Here is an 18,876-nt window from a genome sequence, read left to right as displayed (position 1 = left end):
AGGTCGCCATCCATTACAAAATGATTCGGCGTTCATGCTAGATTTGTCAGCAATGCCTGTCTCACGCAATTGGGGCGGCAACTATCGCGAAAAGGGCGAAATGATCAAACCATTGGATGAATTTCTTCAGGAAATCAACGAAGGCGCCTGGGCTGTCATCAGTTCCGCTACCGATTACCCGGAAAACTGGGTGATCCCCGACCACAGCCACGAGAAGCACCAACTGCTCTACGCCATCGAAGGCGTGATGGTGGTGTACTCGGCGCTGAACCAGTGGACCGTGCCGCCCAACCGCGGCATCTGGATGCCCGCCGGGCAAGTGCATTCCCTGCGTTGCGTGGGCACCCTGAAAATGCGCAGTGTGTTTGTGCGCCCGGATCGCTTCCCGAACATGCCCGGCGAGCCGAAAACCGTGAGTATCTCGCTGTTGCTGAGCGAGCTGATCAAGGCGTCCGTGAGCCTGAAACCGCCGTACGCCGAAGACTCGCGGGATGCGCGGATCATGCACCTGATCCTTGACGAACTGGCGATCCTGCCGGCGTTGCCGCTGTCCTTGCCGCAGCCCGCCGACCCGCGCCTGCAACGCATCTGCCTGGCGCTGCAGGAAGAGCCGGGCGACGCCTCCACGGTGGCGGACTGGAGCGAGCGCCTGCACCTGGACCAGAAAACCATCCAGCGTCTGTTCCGCAAGGAGACCGGCATGACCTTCGGCCAATGGCGCCAGCAGGCACGTTTGCTGTTGGCGCTGGAACGCATCGCGGTGGGCGAGAAGGTGATCGATATCGCCCTGGAGCTGGGTTACGAGAGCCCGAGTGCGTTTACCAGCATGTTCAGGAAACAGTTTGGCAAGACGCCGAGTCAGTTTTTCCGCTAGTGCCGAGCAGCCCGTTGAACGTGTCGATATCCAGGGGCCGGCTGAGGTAATAGCCCTGGCCTTCATCGCAGGACACGGCCCGGAGCATTTCCAGGTGCCCGGCGGTCTCGATGCCCTCGGCGGTCACCGTCAATGCCAGGGCACGCCCCAGGCCGACGATGGCCTGGATGATCGCCTTGTCATCCTCACTGTCTTCGAGGCGGCTGAGGAAGCTGCGGTCGATCTTCAACCCGTCGAAGGGGAAGGCCCGCAGGTAGCTCAACGAGGAATAGCCGGTGCCGAAGTCATCCATGGCAATGCGTATGCCCAGGCGTTTGAGCGTGTGCATCACCGCCAGTGCGCCCGCTGCGTCTTCGAGCATCACGCTTTCGGTGATTTCCAGTTCGACCCGCGCCGGTTCGATCCCCGACGCCGTGAGGGCATTGCGAATGCGCTCCACCAGGTCGCCACGCTTGAACTCCGTGGACGACAGGTTCACCGACACAAACAATGCCTCGGGCCACTGGGCGGCGCTGGTGCAGGCGGTTTGCAGTACCCAATCACTCAGCGCCAGGATCAGCCCGGACTCTTCGGCAATCGGGATGAAGGTGTCGGGTGGAATCAGCCCGCGCTGTGGGTGTTGCCAGCGTACCAGGGCTTCGGCACCGACCATCTGTCCATCGGCAATGCGATAGCGCGGCTGGAGGTGCAGGCGCAGTTCATTGTGCTTGATCGCAAAACGCAGGTCGCTTTCCAGGCGGCGACGCTCGATGATCCGTGCATTCATCTCCCCCGAGTAAAACCGCCAGGTGTTGCGGCCGGCCGCCTTGGCTTCGTACAGCGCGATATCGGCATAACGCAGCAGTTCGGCGACTTCGCTGGCATCATCCGGGGCCAGCACGATGCCGATGCTCGCGCTGACAAATACTTCCTGCTCGCCGATCTTGACCGCCTGTTCGACGGACTCGATCAAGCGCAGGCACAAGGACTCGACATCGTCCTGGGTACCCGCATTCGTGAGGATCAACACAAACTCATCGCCGCCCACCCGGGCCACCAGGTCGCCGTGGCGCACGCAATCAGCCAGGCGGGTCGACACTTCGTTGAGCACGTGGTCGCCCGCTGCGTGCCCAAGCAGATCGTTGACCGGTTTGAAGCGGTCCAGGTCCAGGCTGAGCATGACCAAAGGTTGGCCTGACGCTGGCAGCGCCTTGAGCTTGTCGTCGAGGAACGCTTGCAGGCGCGTACGGTTGGCCAACCCGGTGAGAGCATCGTGTTCGGACAGGAATTCGATGCGCCGCCGGGCTTCGACTTCCTCGGTCACGTCGGTGGCGGTTCCACGAAAGCCGCCACAGGGCATTTGCCTCGCGGCAAGCCGGGTGGTGCGTTCCTGGCCCTGGGCGTCGACATAGCGGCACTGCACGCTGATGTCCGCGGTGCGGCTGGGGGTGTTCAGCCATTGCGAAAGCGCGCCGGCTTCCGTGTCCAGGAGGTCGTTGATGGCGGCGCCGATCCATGCACGGCGGGCCAGGCCGGTCACGTTCTCGAAGCGTTCCGACAAGTAGGTGAAGCGCCAGCCTGCATCGATTTCCCAGACCCAGTCGGAGCTGGCTTCCACCACATCGCGAAAGCGCGCTTCACTGGTGGTCAGCGCGTCCTGGCTGTCTTGCAGTGACGCATGGCTGGCATCCAGGGCGAGGGCGGCAGCGCTGGCGCGGCGCAGGATCACCCAAGTCATCAGGCACACCAGCAAGGCGGCCAGGCCCAGCAGCGGCAAGCCAACGCCCATCAATCGCACGCCTGGGCGCGCCGGCCGCCAATGCAGGCTGCCGGCAGCACCGTTGTCGCCCAGGGGAACCAGCAAGGTCTTGCCGATCTCATCGGCGCTGGCGATATGCAGTTGGTCCACGCCGAAATCATTGCCAATCAGAGTCAGTTGTGCGCTGTCGAGAATGTCGACGAAGACCAGTACCGATGCAGGGCGCCCATCTACCTTCACCGTGGGGTCGGTGCCTGGCGTGATGGCGGCTGCAGCCACGAGTGCCGGGCTGCCACGCACGTTGATGAAAGCGGTGACCGGCAGCTCCTGTTCGGCCCCGGCGCGTGCCTGTTCGAGCACCTGCGTGATGGGCTGGGCCAACCAGTCGCTGAGGTCAATGGGTTGCATTTGGCCTTCGACGACGGCGTACACCGTGCGGTTGGCGTCGTTGACCACGAACAGGCCCTGGAAGCCGAAATCCTGGAACAGCGTGGCGCCCACGTTGCCGCGACCGTAGGCCCAATCGGTGTCCACCTTGAGGTGCAAGTGCTTGTAGGCATCGCTCCAGAAGGCGTAGTCCTTGACGGTGACCCGCAGGGATTTTTCCAGGGACTGCACGGCCTTGCGCGTATAAAACGCGCTTTCTGTCTGCTCGGCGTGGTCCAGTTCATGGGCCAGGTAGATCAGCGAGTAGGCTGCCGCTGCAAAGACCAGGACCAACAGGGCAGTGAAATTGAACAGGGAGGTACGTGTCAGCGACAGACTGGTGCGGTTGGAGAGCGTACGGACGATCGGGACGAGAGTGTTCGGCATTGTTTCCCGCAGCGCAGCGCTGCAAGTCAGGGGTATCCCAGGCTATCGGCAGCGCGCTTGAAAAGCTGAACGATCAGGTGTCACGGGGCGTCAGGTTGGCGAAGAAAATGCACCCGATCAGCCGCGCAAACAGGCTCAGAGTTTCCGGCAGGTTGGGGTCTTCGAACAGCATTGCCCGCGAATCCAGCGCGCACAGTGCGCCGAACAGGCGGCCGTCGGGCAGGAAGATCGGTGCACCGGCGTAGCTCTCGATAGCGAATTGCTTGACCACCGGGCGCGCGGCGAAGCGGCCGCTCTGGCTGATCTGCGGGATGAACAGGGTCTGTGGGTTGATGCAGAACTCGCTGCACAGCGTGGTTTCCAGGTCGAGTACGTCGTCGACGTGAATGCCCATGTCGACGGTGTCGTGCACGGAGCAGACCACCCATTCCAGGTCGGTGAATTTGGCGATGCCGGCGAAGCGCATGCCGGTCAAGCGGGTGACCAGTTGCAGGATGCTGGTGGTGGCTTCTATTTCGGCGATGGCGGCGCGTTCATCTGCGCTGAGCAACGACTGTGGTGCGGTGACGCTTGGAACCATGGTTGAACTCTCCAAAAGCATGGCGGCTTGGGCCGCCACGCAGGGTCAGGCCTTAGTTGATGCGTGGATGCTGCTGCACCAGGTTCTGGCGCTTGGCTTCCAGCTCGGCAATCTCGGCGTCGATGTCTTCGATCTTCTGCTCGATATTGTCGTGATGTTCCTGCAACAACTCCTTGGCTTCTTCCATGTCCGACGCCGCCGGTGCCGCGCCACGCAATGGCTTGTTGGCGGTTTCCTTCATGGTCAGGCCGGTGACCAGGCCGACCACGGCAAACACCATCAGGTAGTAGGCGGGCATGTACAGGTCGTTGGTGCTTTCCACCAGCCAGGCCACGGCGGTCGGGGTGACGCCGGCGATCAATACCGAGACATTGAACGCGCTGGCCAATGCACTGTAGCGCAAGTGGGTCGGGAACATCGCGGGGAGGGTCGAGGCCATCACGCCGATAAAGAAGTTGAGGATCACCGCGAGGATCAGCAGACCGGCGAAGATCAAGCCGATCTTGCCGCTGGTGATCAGCATGAAGGCGGGAATGGACAGGAACAGCAGGCCGATACTGCCAGCGATGATGAACGGCTTGCGGCCGATCTTGTCGCTGACAAAACCGATGAACGGCTGCACGAACAGCATGCCGACCATGATCGCGATGATGATCAGCACGCCGCTGTTTTCTTTGTAGTGCAGGTTATGGGACAGGTAGCTCGGCATGTAGGTGAGCAGCATGTAATAGGTCACGTTGGTGGCCGCGACGATGCCAATGCAGGTCAGCAGGCTGCGCCAGTGCTTGGTCGCGACCTCCTTGAACGAGACTTTGGGGCCGTGGGTCAGGCCTTCGCGGTCGCCTTGTTCCATTTTGTCCATGTGCTGCTGGAACGCCGGGGTTTCCTCCAGGGCGTGACGCAGGTACAGGCCGATGATGCCCAGGGGCAGGGCAAGGAAGAACGGCAGGCGCCAGCCCCACGACTCGAAGTCGGCTTCGCCCAGGATGCTGGAAATCAGCACCACCACGCCGGCGCCCAGCACGAAGCCGGCGATGGAGCCGAAGTCCAGCCAACTGCCGAGGAAGCCGCGCTTGCGGTCCGGCGCGTATTCTGCGACGAAGATCGACGCACCGGTGTATTCGCCACCCACCGAGAAGCCCTGGGCCATTTTGCACAGCAGCAGCAGGATCGGCGCCCAGATGCCAATCGAGGCGTAGGAGGGGATCAGGCCGATGGCGAAGGTGCTCAGGGACATGATCACGATGGTCGCGGCCAGGACCTTTTGCCGCCCGTATTTATCGCCCAATGCACCAAAGAACAGGCCGCCCAGGGGACGGATCAGGAACGGCACGGAGAAGGTGCCCAGTGCGGCGATCATTTGTACGCTGGGCGAGGCATCGGGGAAGAACACCTTGCCGAGCACATAGGCGACAAACCCGTAGACGCCAAAGTCGAACCATTCCATGGCATTACCCAGGGCCGCGGCGGTAATTGCCTTGCGCACCTTGGTGTCGTCGACGATGGTGATGTCTTTCAATCCGATGGGCTTGACGCTTTTCTTACGTAATTTCATGCGGGGCACTCTAAAGCAGAACAGGGGAGGCGCCATCACTGCGATGGCACCGCTCTGTCACTTCAGATACAAGCGGACATGAAATAATTCACCACTATTTGCGTTTTTTTGCAGATGGATTGAACTTTGTCCGTCCACACACGAGTTATGCGAATGCCAGCCGCCCATTCCCGCCTTGTCTATCGCCAGCCACATCCGCGCGACCTGCAGCGATTGTTCGCGATCTTCGGCGACCCGCAGACCAACCTGTTCAATCCATCGGGCCCCATGGCCAGCTTGGAGGTGGCGCAACGCCTGCTGGATCACTGGCTCGCACAGTGGGCGACCCAAGGATACGGCTGGTGGGCGATTGCACGGCGCGAGGCGCCGGACCACATCATCGGCTTTGGCGGTATCGCGCCCCTCGACTACCTGACCGAGCGGCGCATCAATCTGGGTTACCGCTTTGCGGTGGAAGCCTGGGGGCAGGGCTATGCCACTGAGCTGGGGCTCGACGCGTTGACGCTGGCATTCGACAGACTGGGGTTGCCCGAGGTGTTCGGGCTGGTGCGACCGGATCACGGGGCCTCGATCCGGGTGCTGGAAAAGATCGGCATGCAGCCTTTTGGTGTGCTCGACGATGTACCGGGCAAGGCGCCCAGCCTGGTTATGCGGATTTGTCATCCTACAACTGCATTTGCCTGACCTTTCACATTCCCACGCAAAACCTCGATAAACCGCAATCTTTCAGATTGACAGCCGGTAGGCGGCTCGATATAAAAGTCACAGTTGTACGACGACATATGACATTGCATGTGTCCTACCTAACAAAAATAAAAAGTGATGCCATGAACTTGAACGAGCCCATCCACGCTCACCGCGTTGGCCAGGCGGTAGGCAACTATCGCTGGACCATCTGCGCGATGCTGTTCTTCGCAACGACCGTCAACTACCTCGACCGCCAGGTGCTCAGCCTGTTGGCACCGCAGTTGTCCACGCAATTTGGCTGGAGCAACACTGATTACGCGAACATCGCGGCGGTGTTCCAGTTTGTCTATGCGATCTCGATGCTGTTCGCTGGGCGCTTTGTCGACAAAATCGGCACCAAGGCGGCCTATGTGGTGGCGATCGGCATCTGGTCCACGGGCGCCATCATGCATGCGTTCTCGGTGCCGATGGGCGAGGGCATCGCTGCGATCAGCGGTGCGATCGGCCTGGCGGTGATCCCGGTGTCGATTGCCGGCTTCATGCTGTCCCGTGCGGTGCTGGCGATTGGCGAGGCGGGCAATTTCCCGATTGCGATCAAGGCCACCGCCGAGTATTTCCCCAAGAAAGAGCGCTCGCTGGCCACCGGTATCTTCAACTCCGGCGCCAACGTGGGCGCGATCCTGGCGCCGATCTGCGTGCCGTTGATTGCCGGTCTGTGGGGCTGGGAAGCGGCGTTTATCGTAATTGGCGGGCTCGGGTTCGTGTGGGTCGCGGTGTGGATCGCGCTCTACCGCAAGCCGGAGGAGCAAAAACGCCTGTCGGCCGCAGAACTGGCCTACATCCGCAGCGACCAGACCGTGCAGCCGTTCATACCGGTACCGGCCGGCGCCGTGGAGAAAAAAGTCTCATGGTTCAAATTGCTCACCTATCGCCAGACCTGGGCCTTTGCCTTCGGCAAGTTCATGACCGACGGCGTGTGGTGGTTTTTCCTGTTCTGGCTGCCCACCTACCTGTCAGCGCAGTACGGCATGAAAGGCGCGGATATCGTCATGCCGCTGGCGGTGCTGTACAGCATGACCATGGTCGGCAGCATCGGTGGCGGCTGGTTCCCCAGCTACTTCATGGCGCGCGGCGATGCACCCTATGACGGGCGTATGAAAGCCATGCTGGTGATCGCGTTGTTCCCGCTGGTGGTCTTGCTGGCGCAACCGTTGGGCTATATCAGCTTCTGGGTGCCGGTGCTGTTGATCGGCGTAGGCGCCTCGGCGCACCAGGCGTGGTCGTGCAACATCTTCACCACAGTGTCCGACATGTTCCCGCAGAAGACCGTGGCCTCGGTGGTCGGCATCGGCGGCATGGCCGGCGGCCTGGGCGGCGTGGTGATGACCAAGATCGGCGGCTGGGTGTTCGACTACTACAAGTCCATCAACGATATTCATACCGGTTACATGATCATGTTCGCGATCTGTGCGCTGGCCTACCTGGTGGCCTGGAGCGTGATGAAAACGCTGGTGCCGCGCCACAAGGAAATCACTGACCTGTAAGGCTTCATGTCCCGCTCCGCCCTGGCGCGGGACTGTTTCACAGTTGGCGCGCCCAGGTCTGGCTGACCAGGGATTTGCCGAAGCTGACCATCGGCTCTTCCTCTATCAACTCGAACCCGGCTTTCTGATACAGCTTGCGGGCGTCGGTCAGAATATCCACGGTCCACAACAGCATGCTTTTGTAACCCGCCTGGCTGGCAAAGCGCACACACTCATCCACCAGGCGCTGGCCGATACCCATGCCCCGTGCGCTGGCATCCACGTAGAGCATGCGCAGCTTGGCCGTGGTCTGGTCATGGCGGATCACGAACACCGAGCCCACCACCTCACCGTCTTTTTCCGCGATCCAGCAACGCTCGCAGGTCGGATCAAACTCGCGCAAGTACTTGGCGACAATCTCCGCCACCAGCGCTTCGAACTCCCAGTTCCAGCCGTATTCACGGGCATAGATCGCGGTCTGTTGTTGCACCACCCGGCCCATGTCGCCGGGTTGCGGGTCGCGTAGCAGGTAGCTGGGCGCCGTGCCTTGCAGCAGGGCCTGGATACGTTTCATGGCTGCGGTGAGTTGCCGCTGTTGTGGCTCGGGCAGGCTGTCGAGCAGGGCGATGACTTCGCGCTGGGTTTGCTGCTCCAGCGGCGCCAGCACGGCGCGGCCATGGTCGGTGAGGTGCAATTGCACGGCGCGCGCGTCGGTGGCGCAGCGCACTTTCTGGATCAGGCCGCGCTTTTCAAAGCCACTGGTCAGCCGGCTCAGGTAACCCGCGTCGAGGCCGAGCATCTGGCACAGGTCGGCGCTGGTGAGATCACCCCGGGAAGACAACTCGTACATCACGCGGATTTCGGTGAGGGAGTAATCGCTTTGCAGCAGGTGTTCCTGCAACACGCCGATCTGGTGGGTGTAGAAGCGATTGAAGCCGCGCACGATGCCGGCGCGTTCGACTAGCAAAGGGGTGGACATGTTGAAATGCTCGAATGGTTGCCTTAGGCAACAATATTGTTGCTTGGAGCAACCATGTCAATGGTTTTGATCCAGTTTGCGAAACATTAACCGTGATGGCCTGCCTGGGTCATTGCCGCATTTCCTTCAAGGTGTGAAGCGTCGTGGCGGGCGGTCTGGCCGCCAGAATATTACGAACCGCCAGGAGTACGCCGATCAATACTGCGGTCATGCCCGCCGTTTCCATGAGGGTGGGCCAGCGCGCGTTGAAACACAGGCCGAGCAGGCTGGCGAACAGTGACTCAAGGGCTATCAGCTGGCTGCTCAGCACCATCGGCAGACGCTGGGTTGCCGCGTTCCAGGCCCAGGCGCCGATCAGGGTCGACATCAACGCGATGAACGCACACCACGCATACATCGGTCCCGCCAGGGCAAAGCCGAAACCGAGGGTTGGCAGCTTGAACAGGCCCAGGCTCTGCGCCACCGGTACCAGGCACAGGGTGGCAACACCACTGCCCACCAGCATGAGCGCGGTCCATGCGCCGGTTGCGCAGGGCGCAAGGGCCTGCAAGTGCTTCTGGTTGATCACGCTGAATCCCACCCAGACCATCACCGCGACCACTGAAAAGAACAGACCTGCCAGCCAGTCGCCACTGTTGGTTGAACCGTGTTGGAGGCTGCTGAGGTTTGACACCAGCAACCCTGCCGTCAAAAAGCCCAGAGGGATGGCCAGCCGACGCCAGGGCACGGTCTTGTGCCTGGCGTTGCCGAGCAGTGCCAGCAACACCGGGACCATGCTGACAAACGTCGGCGTCAACACCGGCCCGCCGAAGACCACGCCAGCGGCAATACAGGCGCCATAGCCAAGACAGCCGGTAACGCCGAGTCCAGTAGCAACCCACAACTGGTGTGGGCCAAGACACCGTAATTGGGCTCGATACAAGATCAACCCCATGCTGCCGAGCGCGCCGGCCATCAGGTAGCGCACTGCAATGAAGTCAAAGAGGCTGTAGTCACCGGTGACATAAGGTGCGATGAAATTCAGCGCCCAGCCCAGAGTTGCTATAACGGCAAGGCTTACGCCGAGGAAAACGGAGGTCTGCATGAAGAGTGTCCCTGAAGTCATGCATTCAATGGTGCCCAGCCACGCGGGTGTGCTACAAACGAGTTCTCGGCCCCTGATACATAACTTCAGATTATGAATATGCTCGGCAAAACCCTCCCGCCGCTCGCCAGTTTGTTGCCCTTTGAAGCGGCCGCGCGCTTGGAGAGTTTCTCCAGGGCGGCGGATGAGTTGCACGTTACCCAGGCCGCTATCAGTCGGCAGATTCGCGGGCTGGAAGACAATCTGGGCGTGAAGCTGTTTTCCCGGCGCAATCGCGCGGTGTTCCTCACCCAGGAAGGGCGTGAGCTTGGACGGGTGGTAAGTGAAGCGCTGCAAAGCATCAGCGAGGGTGCCGCCAGCCTGCGTGCCTCGTCTCACGGCAACCGGGTGGTACTGTTGTGCCAGTTGTGCGAGGCGTTTTACTGGCTGATGCCGCGCCTCTCGACCTTCCATCAGCAATACCCGCACATCGAGATCCAAGTGGTGACTTCGACTCGGCCGCTCACCGAGTTCAATGACCCTTTCGATGTGGCCCTGCAAAGCACCCATCGCGCCAGTGGCGCGCATCCGCTGATGTTCACCGCCTCTGATGAAGTGTTTCCGGTGTGCAGCCCCGCCTACCTGAGCGTGGAACAACCGTTGCCGATCACCGGATTGCAATCCCATACGTTTTTGCACCACAGCTCCGACGCGCCCCATTTGATGGAGTGGGACGACTGGCTACGGCAGTTTGGGCAGGTGCTGGCCGGGAATACACGCAGCGCCAGCTACGACAGTTACCCGCTGATGTTGCAGGCGGCCGTGGAGGGGCATGGTATTGCCATGGGCTGGCGGCGTACGGCGAGCCGGTTGATTGACAGTGGCGCGCTGGTGAGAACTTGTGCGCAGAGTGTGCATTTGCCTGAGGCCATTTCGGTGTACAGGCAGCAAGGCGTAGCGGACCGCCCGGAGGTTGCGGCGCTGTTGGCTTGGCTGGAGGCGCAGTTGAAGGATGAGGACGTGTAGCCAACAGCGGTTAACCCGGCGTCCTGCCGGGTTAACCACCGATTCAAACCTGCGTTAGGGCACCGTGTTTGACGGGGTGCCCCAATGGCTACTGATTACGCGTCACGCGCCAAACGGTATTGGCCAGGTCATCGGCGATGATCAGCGCACCTTTCGGGTCCACCGTCACACCCACCGGGCGCCCACGGGTCTTGCCGTCGTCGCCGCGAAAGCCGGTGGCGAAGTCGATCGGCTCACCGGACGGCTTGCCATTGCTGAACGGCACGAAGATCACCTTGTAGCCCACCGGGTTGTCGCGGTTCCAGCTGCCGTGCTCGCCGACGAATACGCCGTCGGCAAACTGCTCGCCCATCTGCGGGATGGAAAAGTCCACGCCGAGGGCGGCCACGTGGGAGCCCAGGCTGTAATCCGGCTTGATCGCGGCGGCCACCTTGGCCGGGTTTTGCGGCTGGGCGCGCGGGTCGACGTTTTGGCCCCAGTAGCTGTAGGGCCAGCCGTAGAACGCGCCTTCACGCACCGAGGTCAGGTAGTCCGGCACCAGGTCCGGACCGAGTTCGTCGCGCTCGTTGACCACTGTCCACAGTTGCCCGGTGTCCGGCTGGATGGTCAGTGCCGTGGGGTTGCGCAGGCCGGTGGCGTAGGGTTTGTGCGCACCGGTGGCGGCGTCGATCTGCCAGACCATCGCGCGGTCGATCTCGACTTCCATGCCGCGTTCGGTGACGTTGCTGTTGGAGCCGATGCCCACGTACAGCTGGCTGCCATCGGCGCTCACGGCCAGGGATTTGGTCCAGTGATGGTTGATCTGCGCCGGCAGGTCAGTGACTTTGCTCGGCGGGCCGCTGGCTTTGGTCTGGCCGTCGGCGTAGTCGAAGCTCACCAGTGCGTCCTGGTTGGCCACGTAGAGTTTGCCGTTGGCGAATGCCAGGCCATACGGCGCGTTGAGGTTGTCGGCGAACACGGTCTTCAGTTCGTAGGTGCCGTCGCCATCGGCGTCGCGCAGCAGGGTCAGGCGGTTGCCGCTCTTGACCTTGGTGTTGCCCTCGGCCTTGATCAGGCTGGCGATCACATCCTTGGGCTTGAGCTTGGCCGCACTGCCGCCACGGCCTTCGGCAACCAGGATGTCGCCGTTGGGCAGCACCAGGGTCTGGCGCGGGATGGCCAGGTCGGTGGCAATCGCGGTGACGCTGTAACCGTCTGGCACCTTGGGTTTCTGCTCGCCCCAGGGCGCGGGCTCGGCGATCTTCATGCTCGGCAACAGGCTGCTTTGCTGTTCCGGCAACTTGGGGTCGGGGCCACGGGCCTGGGTCTTGTCGCCTTCACCACCGCAGGCGGTTAGCAGCAGGGCGGCGCTCAATAGCGTCAATGTGTTGGATGCTTTCATTTAACACCTCCCGCACGCAGGCCGGTCCAGGTGGCCGCCAGCGTCAGCAGCAAGACAATGGCCGACAGGATCAGGCCGCCGGGCATCGAGGCGTAGGCGTCTTTAGCATGCTGGAAGGCATTGACCAGGCCCAGTACCCAGGTGGCCAACAGCAGCAGTACATAACGCGTGGGTTGCCCGGCCTTGCGCTCGGCGCGCAGCAGGTTGACCAGCGCGAACAGAAACGCGAAACCGGCGAACACCAACGCGCCGGCAATCAGCCAGGAAGCGAAGTTGGCCCACTGAATCTGGTAGGTCTGGGTGTAGGCAATGTCGCTGAGCAAGACACCCAGAAACAACGGCACGGTGCCGGCGAGCAAGGTCGCATGCAGCGGCCCGGGGGTGTAACGGTAGGCGGGGAGGGTAGTCATACGGGGGCGGCTCCTTGTTGTACAACGCCCCTGGAAGGGGCAGCGCATAAGAAGTGAACGCAGCGCCGGTGAGAAAGTTCAGCGTGAAACGTTTCGAAATAGTGGGAACCGCGCTGGGTAGACCCCGGACTAACCCCGTATCATTCGCTCCTTTTTCCTACGCCAGGCGCCTCCATGACTCACCCTCGCATTGGCTTCGCGTGCCAATACAAACATCCCGAACGGCTATTGTCGGCCAGCGCCCAAAAGCTGATCGAAGGCCCGTTCAACCCGCGCACCACCACGTTGCGCTGGATGGACAGCGTCACCCCGCAGGTGGCCCGGAACAAACTGGTGGAAGTGGTCACGCACAACCTGGCCGCCCAATTGCGCCTGTTGGCGTATGTCGCCGAACTGCCGTCGACCTTGCGCATGCTGCGCTTGAGCAGCGATCTGTTGCCGTTCTACAGCCATCCCAAAGTGGCCAGCGTCTACCAAGACCCGGCTATCGAGCGTCAATTGGTCGAGGGGTTTGCCGCCATCGGCGAGCTGGCCCGCGCCTCGGATATTCGCCTGTCATTCCATCCTGGCCAGTATTGTGTGCTCGGCTCGGAAAACCCCGGCGTGGTGGAAAACAGCCTGGCCGAGTTCGAATACCACGCCGACATGATCCGCATGATGGGCTATGGCCGGCGTTTCCAGGACCTCAAGTGCAACGTGCATATCGCCGGCCGCCTCGGTGTGGAAGGCACCCGCGCCGTGTGGTCGCGCCTGTCGGAGGTGGCACGCAACTGCATCACGTTCGAGAACGACGAAAAGACCTATGGCCTGGACCATTGCCTGGAAGTCGCCGACCTGGCACCGGTGGTCCTGGACATCCACCACTGCTGGATCAACGAGAACGACTACATCGACCCCCACTCCGAGCGGGTCGCCCGGGTGATTGAAAGCTGGCGTGGCGTGCGCCCGACCATGCACTACTCCCAACCCCAGGAGAGCCTGCAGGAACTGGGCTTCGACGCCGAGCACAAACTGGAAATGGACGCGCTGTTGCAGGTGGTGTCCAAGCGCGACCTCTACGCCCACAGCGCACAGATGTGGAACCGCTGGACCAACGATTATGCGCTGCAGTTTCTCGACCGCTTCGACATCATGCTCGAAGCCAAGGACAAGAATGTCGCGGCCCTGGCGTTCTACGAGCACTGGAAACGGCATAGCGACTGAATCGCGTCAGCCTTTATCGGCCAGCGGAATGACCAGGGACAGCCACATGTTCCAGCCGTCCGGACGGTTCTTCGCGTCGAACTCGTAGTAACCCTTGATGTTGGCGTACCACAATTCATCGCCCACCTTGAAGAAGTGCCCGGCCTGGGGGCCGATCCCGGCCACGCGGGATTTGAAGTCGCCCAGCACTGCGCCGCTGCCGCTGTCGCCAGTGACCTGCCGGAAGTAGTAGCCCACCAGGCCCGCGTGGGTTTGCGCGGTGAAGAAGTGCGAGGCGCTGAGGTCGATGTGCGCGTCGATGCCGTTCTGGTAGTGGGTGTCTTTGTTTTCCCAGTTGTAGGTCACGCCGGCCACGGCGGAGAACTCGTTGGTCTTGTCGAAAAAGGTGTAGCCCCCGCCGGCATCCAGGGCGGCATGGCCCAGGCCGATGTTCACTAGGCGATCCGGGTCGTAGGCGCCCACCGGCAGGTTGCCCATGGAGTACGCCATGAAATTGTGCACGCCGTGGTTCCACTTCAGGGTGCCGAGCAGATACAGATCGCTGGCGCCTTTGAGGGCATCGTCGGTGCCACCGGAAAACGAACGTCCACGTGGACCGGTCACGGTGGCATCGATACTCGCCTCAGAACGCCCCACGGCTGCCACCGCCGAGATCGCCGCCTGGGCACCGCCGAGCACCGGGGTTTCGAAGGTGTAGGTGGGGCTGGCGAACAGCAGGTCGGCCTTGGCATCCAGGCCCACCACCGTGCGTCCACCACGCGGTGTGGCCGAGTGCCTGCCGTCGCTGGCATTCACATGGTAATACACCAGCGGCAGGCTCCAGCCGGGGGTGGTCGGCGCAGCGGCAAGGGCACCGAACTGGCCGGGCAGCCAGAAGCTGATACCGCCGTCGTCGGCCTGTACCGTCGCCAGGGGGAGCAGGGTGAGCAGGCTCAAAACGCGAGTCGTCGGGTTCATAGGACTTCCTATCCAATTGGCCACACTGTGCGTGCTGTCGGGGGCCGCTTGAGCATAGTTCAAGGATTGCAGAACGTTGTGTGATCAATACTCAGCGTGCATGCTGACTGGCCTGACCTAAGGAACCGTGCCATGCCAACCCTGCATCTACTCTGCGGCAAGATCGCTTCCGGCAAGTCCACCCTTGCCAAGACCCTTGCCGCCGAGCACGCCGCTATCGTGCTCTGCGAAGACCACTGGCTCGCCACGCTGTACCCCGGTGAAATCCTTTCGATTGCCGATTACCTCAGCGGCGCCCAGCGCATTCGTGGCGTACTGGGGCCATTGGTGATCAATGTGTTGCGGTCGGGCGTCAACGTGGTGCTGGACTTTCCTGCCAACACCTTGGCCAACCGCGAGTGGCTGCTGGGGTTGGCGCACGCCGCCCAGGTCCCGCACTGCTTGCATTACCTCGAGCTGGATGACGCCACCTGCCGGGCCCGGCTGCATGCGCGTAACACCCAGGGCGAGCATGATTTTGCCGCAACAGATGCCGAGTTCGACCTGATCACCCGCCACTTCTGCGTGCCGAGCGAAAGCGAGGGGTTGGTGATTGAATGGCGCCGCCCATGAGTGCTTCGCGGTTCACCGGTGTGGACACCGAGGGGTTTATCCTCACGGTTTCCCCCTCTCCCGTGCAGCCTGAGTTTCAGCCCTTGCTTGAGGAGGTCTGCAAGCTGCTTTCGCCGCCAAAATTGGGGGTGGACGGCATTTACCTCTATGGCAGCGTCGCGCGCGGCGATGCGCTGCCGGGTGTTTCCGATCTTGATCTGACGTTGGTGTTGAGCGAGTCGCCGACCCCGGCGATTCTGGAGGCGTTGGAGCGGATTCGGTGCGACCTGGCGCTGCGGCATCCGCAAGTCACCAAGGTGGATTTCGATGTGGGTAGCTGCGCGCAGGTCCTGGCCGCTGAAAACAGCAACCGTTGGGGGTTCTGGCTCAAGCACCACTGCCGGTGCGTATGGGGCAACGATCTGTCAGCGCAGTTCGAGCGGTTTCGGCCGTCACTGGACATTGCCCAGGCCGTGAATGGTGACTTTGAAGCGGTGCTCACCGCTTACCTCACCCGCCTCGCAGGTGCCGACAACGAGCAAGAACGACTTCGCCTGCAGCGCGAAGCCTCACGCAAGCTGATCAGGTCCACCCAGATTCTGTGTGGGGAACAAGCGTCGTGGCCGCAGACACTTGAGGAGCATGTTGCGCTGTTCGTACAGGGGTATCCGACGAGGGTGACCCAGGTGGCATTCTTTCTGTTTGAAGCCCGAAACCCGAGTGCCGACCGCGAACGGTTCGCGGCTCGGCTTCAAGATTTTCTGAGCTGGATGGTTTCACAGCGCAGTCATACGGCAGTTCCCTTGTAGGCGCTGCTGAGAGTGTGCCAGTCGACACAACCCACACAGTCGCTTCCACGATAGGTATATTGGCCCTGACCTGACCCTTATATACGCCAAGCCTATGGATTGCCCATGATCAACTTCCGCCTCATTCGCCACCTCTGGCTGTTCCTCGCCGTCGCCGAAGAGCAGAACTTCGGCCGCGCTGCCAAGCGCCTGGGCATGTCGCAACCACCGTTGAGCGAGCAGATCCAGGTGCTGGAGCAGGCGCTCAAGGTCAAGTTGTTCGAGCGTTCGCGGCGCGGTGCCAAGTTGACGCCAGTGGGCGCGGCGATCCTGCCGGCGGTGCGCAAATTCGCCGAGCAGCTTGAGCGCCTGGAACTGGCGGTGGAGGAGGCGGTGGCGGGGCAGTCGGGCATGCTGACTATCGGCGCGATTTCCACGGCGATGTTCGATGTGTTGCCGCGCGTGATCGACCAGCTCAAGCAGGACTACCCGCACCTCACTGTGTCAGTGCGTGAGATCGACAGCGTGGAGGCGGTGCCGGCGCTGGAAGCCGGGGACATCGACCTGGCCTTTGCGCGGCTGGACGGCGACCTGGGCCCGGCGATCCAGTCGTTGCCCTTGCGCGAAGACCGCCTGATGGTGGCCTTGCCCAGCGATCATCCGTTGGCGGCGCGCACGCGCATCAGCCTGTCGAGCCTGGCCAGCGAGCCGTTGGTGATGTTTTCGCGCAAGGTCAGCCCGGTGTATTTCGACAACCTGATCGCCACCTGCCGCGCCAGCGGGTTCTCGCCACGGGTGTTGCATGAAGTGCGCTCGGTGGCCTCGCAGATTGCGTTTGTCAGCTGTGGCCAGGGCATTGCGCTGGTGCCGGCGTCCTTGAGGAAACTCGCGCCGGACAACGTGGTACTGCGCCCGCTGACCCAGAAACTCCATGTGGTGACCACGGCGGTGGCCTGGAACAGTGAACGGCCTAACCCGCTGGTGACCGAGCTGGTCGCGCAGTTCCAGGCTCATACGATTGGCGTATGAAAACCTTCTGCGATCGGTTATTTACACCACGCGGCTGACCCCTGACAGTGGCGCCCTTTGTGGCCCAGGAACCCCGACATGTCGTTCGTTCATTCCCTTATTCCGCTGACGGTGGACGGTACTTCCCTGAGCATCGCCGCGATCCATCGCGCCGGCGAGCGTGCGTCCATCGTGTTTTTGCACGGGTTCGGTTCAACCAAGGAAGACTACGCCGATATCGTCCTGCAGCCGGCGTTCGACGGTCACGCCGTTGTCGCCTACGACGCTCCCGGTTGCGGTGAAAGCCAGTGCGCCGATCTTGAGAAAATCAACATCCCGTTCCTGCTGGATACGGCGTCGCAGGTACTGGAGCACTACGGCATCGACCGCTTCCACCTGGTCGGCCATTCGATGGGCGGCCTCACCGCTTTGCTGCTGGCCCATCGTTTCCCTGGCCGGGTGCTGAGTTTCACCGACATCGAAGGCAACATTGCTCCGGAAGACTGCTTCCTCAGCCGGCAGATCGTTGATTACCCGGCAAACGATCCTGAAGCGTTCTTCAGCGCCTTCATCGAACGCACCCGTCAGGCTCCCGCATACGCCAGCGCGCTGTACGCGGCAAGCCTGCGCCACAAGGTGCGGGCCGGGGCGGTGCGCGGGATTTTCCAGTCGATGGTCGAGCTCTCCGACAACGCCGACCTGATGGGCAAGTTCCTCGGGCTGCCATGCCCGACAATGTTCATGTACGGCGAGCAGAACGCCTTACTGTCCTACCTGCCACACATCCAGGCCAACGGCGTGCGCCTGGCGCCGATTGCCGAGTGCGGGCACTTCCCGATGTATTCCAACCCCGCTGCAATGTGGCGCCAGATCGCCGAGTTCCTCAGGACTTGAAGCGCCCCACCAAGCCATTGAGTTCATCCGAAAGATTCGACAAGCGCCCCGAGTCGTCCTGCGCCGAGTTGGCCAGGCTCTCCACCAGGCGTGCCTCGTCGTAGATCTGCTGGATATGCCGGTTGATCTCTTCGGCCACGCTGTGCTGTTCCTCGGCGGCGGCGGAGATCTGCAGGTTCTGGTCGCGGATCTCATTCACCGACGTCTGGATACCTTCAAAGCTGTCCCGCGCACTTTCGATGGACGACACGCTGGCCCGCGACAAGTCCAGGCAACTGCCCATCTTCTGGGTGACTTCCTGGGTCTTGTTTTCCAGGGTGCCGAGCAGTTGCTCGATCTCACCGGTGGAGTCGGAGGTGCGCTTGGCCAGGGCGCGCACTTCATCGGCCACCACGGCGAAGCCCCGGCCCTGGTCGCCGGCACGGGCGGCCTCGATGGCGGCGTTGAGGGCCAGCAGGTTGGTCTGTTCGGCAATCGCGCGGATAGTGCCAAGGATCTGGTTGATGCTGCGGCTGCCGGCTTCCAGTTCGACCATGGCCTGGGACGACTCGGTGAGCCGGCGACCGAGGCGGTTGACGTTGTCGGTGGTGACTTCGATCTGCTGTTTGCCCTCGGCCACACGACGGTGGCCGTTTTCGGCGGACTCCGCGGCGCCGCTGCAGGAACGCGCGACTTCGTTGGCGGTGGCGACCATTTCGTTGAACGCGGTCGACACCAGTTCAACCGCTTCGCGCTGGCGCCCGGCCGCCTCATTCATGTTGTGCGCCACCTCGCTGTTGACCTTGGAAGCGTTGTGCAAATTGGCC

Annotated in this window: 18 protein-coding genes; 9 read left to right on the top strand and 9 right to left on the bottom strand. The window is 62.0% G+C overall.

The window, feature by feature from the left end; genetic code table 11:
- Positions 1 to 52 precede the first annotated feature (52 nt).
- Positions 53 to 874 (top strand): AraC family transcriptional regulator, encoded by an 822-nt coding sequence (locus BLR69_RS07305; protein ID WP_071495403.1) that lies wholly within the window; start codon positions 53 to 55, stop codon positions 872 to 874.
- Here the strand turns inward: BLR69_RS07305 and BLR69_RS07300 are convergent.
- The 3 genes from BLR69_RS07300 to proP form a co-directional block, all read right to left on the bottom strand.
- Positions 831 to 3,425 (bottom strand): bifunctional diguanylate cyclase/phosphodiesterase, encoded by a 2,595-nt coding sequence (locus tag BLR69_RS07300; RefSeq protein ID WP_071495404.1) that lies wholly within the window; start codon positions 3,423 to 3,425, stop codon positions 831 to 833. The two genes, BLR69_RS07305 and BLR69_RS07300, sit on opposite strands and share 44 nt — an antisense overlap.
- 73 nt (positions 3,426 to 3,498) lie before the next feature.
- Entirely contained in the window at positions 3,499 to 4,005 is a 507-nt protein-coding gene (locus tag BLR69_RS07295; RefSeq protein ID WP_071495405.1) for a GAF domain-containing protein, read from the bottom strand.
- Between the two features lie 52 nt (positions 4,006 to 4,057).
- Positions 4,058 to 5,560 carry a glycine betaine/L-proline transporter ProP gene (proP, locus tag BLR69_RS07290; protein WP_071495406.1) on the bottom strand — a complete coding sequence of 501 codons (1,503 nt, stop codon included), beginning with the start codon at positions 5,558 to 5,560 and terminating at the stop codon, positions 4,058 to 4,060.
- Positions 5,561 to 5,713: 153 nt separating this feature from the next.
- On the opposite strand from proP, the gene BLR69_RS07285 reads away from it, so the two are divergent.
- Together BLR69_RS07285 and BLR69_RS07280 are read left to right on the top strand one after the other, a co-directional pair.
- Positions 5,714 to 6,244, top strand: a complete 531-nt coding sequence (locus BLR69_RS07285) for a GNAT family N-acetyltransferase (RefSeq protein ID WP_071495407.1) — start codon at positions 5,714 to 5,716, stop codon at positions 6,242 to 6,244.
- 143 nt (positions 6,245 to 6,387) lie between these two features.
- Positions 6,388 to 7,791 carry an MFS transporter gene (locus tag BLR69_RS07280; protein ID WP_071495408.1) on the top strand — a complete coding sequence of 468 codons (1,404 nt, stop codon included), beginning with the start codon at positions 6,388 to 6,390 and terminating at the stop codon, positions 7,789 to 7,791.
- A gap of 37 nt (positions 7,792 to 7,828) precedes the next feature.
- On the opposite strand, the gene BLR69_RS07275 is transcribed toward BLR69_RS07280, so the two are convergent.
- Positions 7,829 to 8,749 carry a bifunctional helix-turn-helix transcriptional regulator/GNAT family N-acetyltransferase gene (locus BLR69_RS07275; protein ID WP_071495409.1) on the bottom strand — a complete coding sequence of 307 codons (921 nt, stop codon included), beginning with the start codon at positions 8,747 to 8,749 and terminating at the stop codon, positions 7,829 to 7,831.
- A gap of 109 nt (positions 8,750 to 8,858) precedes the next feature.
- Positions 8,859 to 9,833, bottom strand: coding sequence for a DMT family transporter (locus BLR69_RS07270; protein ID WP_232000960.1), 975 nt, complete (start codon positions 9,831 to 9,833; stop codon positions 8,859 to 8,861).
- Positions 9,834 to 9,926: 93 nt separating this feature from the next.
- Between BLR69_RS07270 and BLR69_RS07265 the strand changes: the two genes are divergently transcribed.
- Positions 9,927 to 10,838, top strand: a complete 912-nt coding sequence (locus BLR69_RS07265) for a LysR substrate-binding domain-containing protein (protein ID WP_071495411.1) — start codon at positions 9,927 to 9,929, stop codon at positions 10,836 to 10,838.
- Positions 10,839 to 10,926: 88 nt separating this feature from the next.
- Here BLR69_RS07265 and BLR69_RS07260 read toward each other — a convergent pair whose 3' ends face one another.
- Both BLR69_RS07260 and BLR69_RS07255 read right to left on the bottom strand, forming a co-directional pair.
- Positions 10,927 to 12,219 carry a PQQ-dependent sugar dehydrogenase gene (locus BLR69_RS07260; RefSeq protein WP_071495412.1) on the bottom strand — a complete coding sequence of 431 codons (1,293 nt, stop codon included), beginning with the start codon at positions 12,217 to 12,219 and terminating at the stop codon, positions 10,927 to 10,929.
- Complete coding sequence (locus tag BLR69_RS07255; protein WP_071495413.1) at positions 12,216 to 12,629, bottom strand: DUF2231 domain-containing protein; 414 nt, start codon at positions 12,627 to 12,629, stop codon at positions 12,216 to 12,218. The genes BLR69_RS07260 and BLR69_RS07255 overlap by 4 nt, the downstream gene beginning before the upstream one ends.
- Positions 12,630 to 12,803: 174 nt before the next feature.
- On the opposite strand from BLR69_RS07255, the gene BLR69_RS07250 reads away from it, so the two are divergent.
- Positions 12,804 to 13,832: an apurinic/apyrimidinic endonuclease family protein gene (locus BLR69_RS07250; RefSeq protein WP_071495414.1), complete on the top strand. Its 1,029-nt coding sequence runs from the start codon at positions 12,804 to 12,806 to the stop codon at positions 13,830 to 13,832.
- Between the two features lie 6 nt (positions 13,833 to 13,838).
- Here the strand turns inward: BLR69_RS07250 and BLR69_RS07245 are convergent, their stop codons facing one another.
- Entirely contained in the window at positions 13,839 to 14,789 is a 951-nt protein-coding gene (locus BLR69_RS07245; RefSeq protein ID WP_071495415.1) for a SphA family protein, read from the bottom strand.
- Between the two features lie 132 nt (positions 14,790 to 14,921).
- On the opposite strand from BLR69_RS07245, the gene BLR69_RS07240 reads away from it, so the two are divergent.
- The 4 genes from BLR69_RS07240 to BLR69_RS07225 all read left to right on the top strand — a co-directional run bounded on the left by BLR69_RS07240 (position 14,922) and on the right by BLR69_RS07225 (position 18,070).
- Positions 14,922 to 15,401, top strand: coding sequence for an AAA family ATPase (locus BLR69_RS07240; protein ID WP_071495416.1), 480 nt, complete (start codon positions 14,922 to 14,924; stop codon positions 15,399 to 15,401).
- The gene (locus BLR69_RS07235) at positions 15,398 to 16,189 is read left to right on the top strand and encodes a nucleotidyltransferase domain-containing protein (protein WP_071495417.1); all 792 of its coding nucleotides are present in this window, start codon (positions 15,398 to 15,400) and stop codon (positions 16,187 to 16,189) included. The genes BLR69_RS07240 and BLR69_RS07235 overlap by 4 nt, the downstream gene beginning before the upstream one ends.
- A 105-nt stretch (positions 16,190 to 16,294) precedes the next feature.
- Entirely contained in the window at positions 16,295 to 17,197 is a 903-nt protein-coding gene (locus BLR69_RS07230; RefSeq protein WP_071495418.1) for a LysR family transcriptional regulator, read from the top strand.
- 78 nt (positions 17,198 to 17,275) lie between these two features.
- Positions 17,276 to 18,070 (top strand): alpha/beta fold hydrolase, encoded by a 795-nt coding sequence (locus BLR69_RS07225; RefSeq protein ID WP_071495419.1) that lies wholly within the window; start codon positions 17,276 to 17,278, stop codon positions 18,068 to 18,070.
- Here the strand turns inward: BLR69_RS07225 and BLR69_RS31495 are convergent.
- A complete protein-coding gene (locus BLR69_RS31495) occupies positions 18,060 to 18,827 on the bottom strand; it encodes a methyl-accepting chemotaxis protein (RefSeq protein WP_371857077.1) in 768 nt (255 codons plus the stop codon). The genes BLR69_RS07225 and BLR69_RS31495 overlap by 11 nt on opposite strands.
- Positions 18,828 to 18,876 lie beyond the last annotated feature (49 nt).

The organism is Pseudomonas azotoformans (assembly GCF_900103345.1).
Classification (GTDB): Bacteria; Pseudomonadota; Gammaproteobacteria; order Pseudomonadales; family Pseudomonadaceae; genus Aquipseudomonas; species Aquipseudomonas azotoformans.
This window is presented reverse-complemented; position numbering and strand designations above follow the sequence as displayed.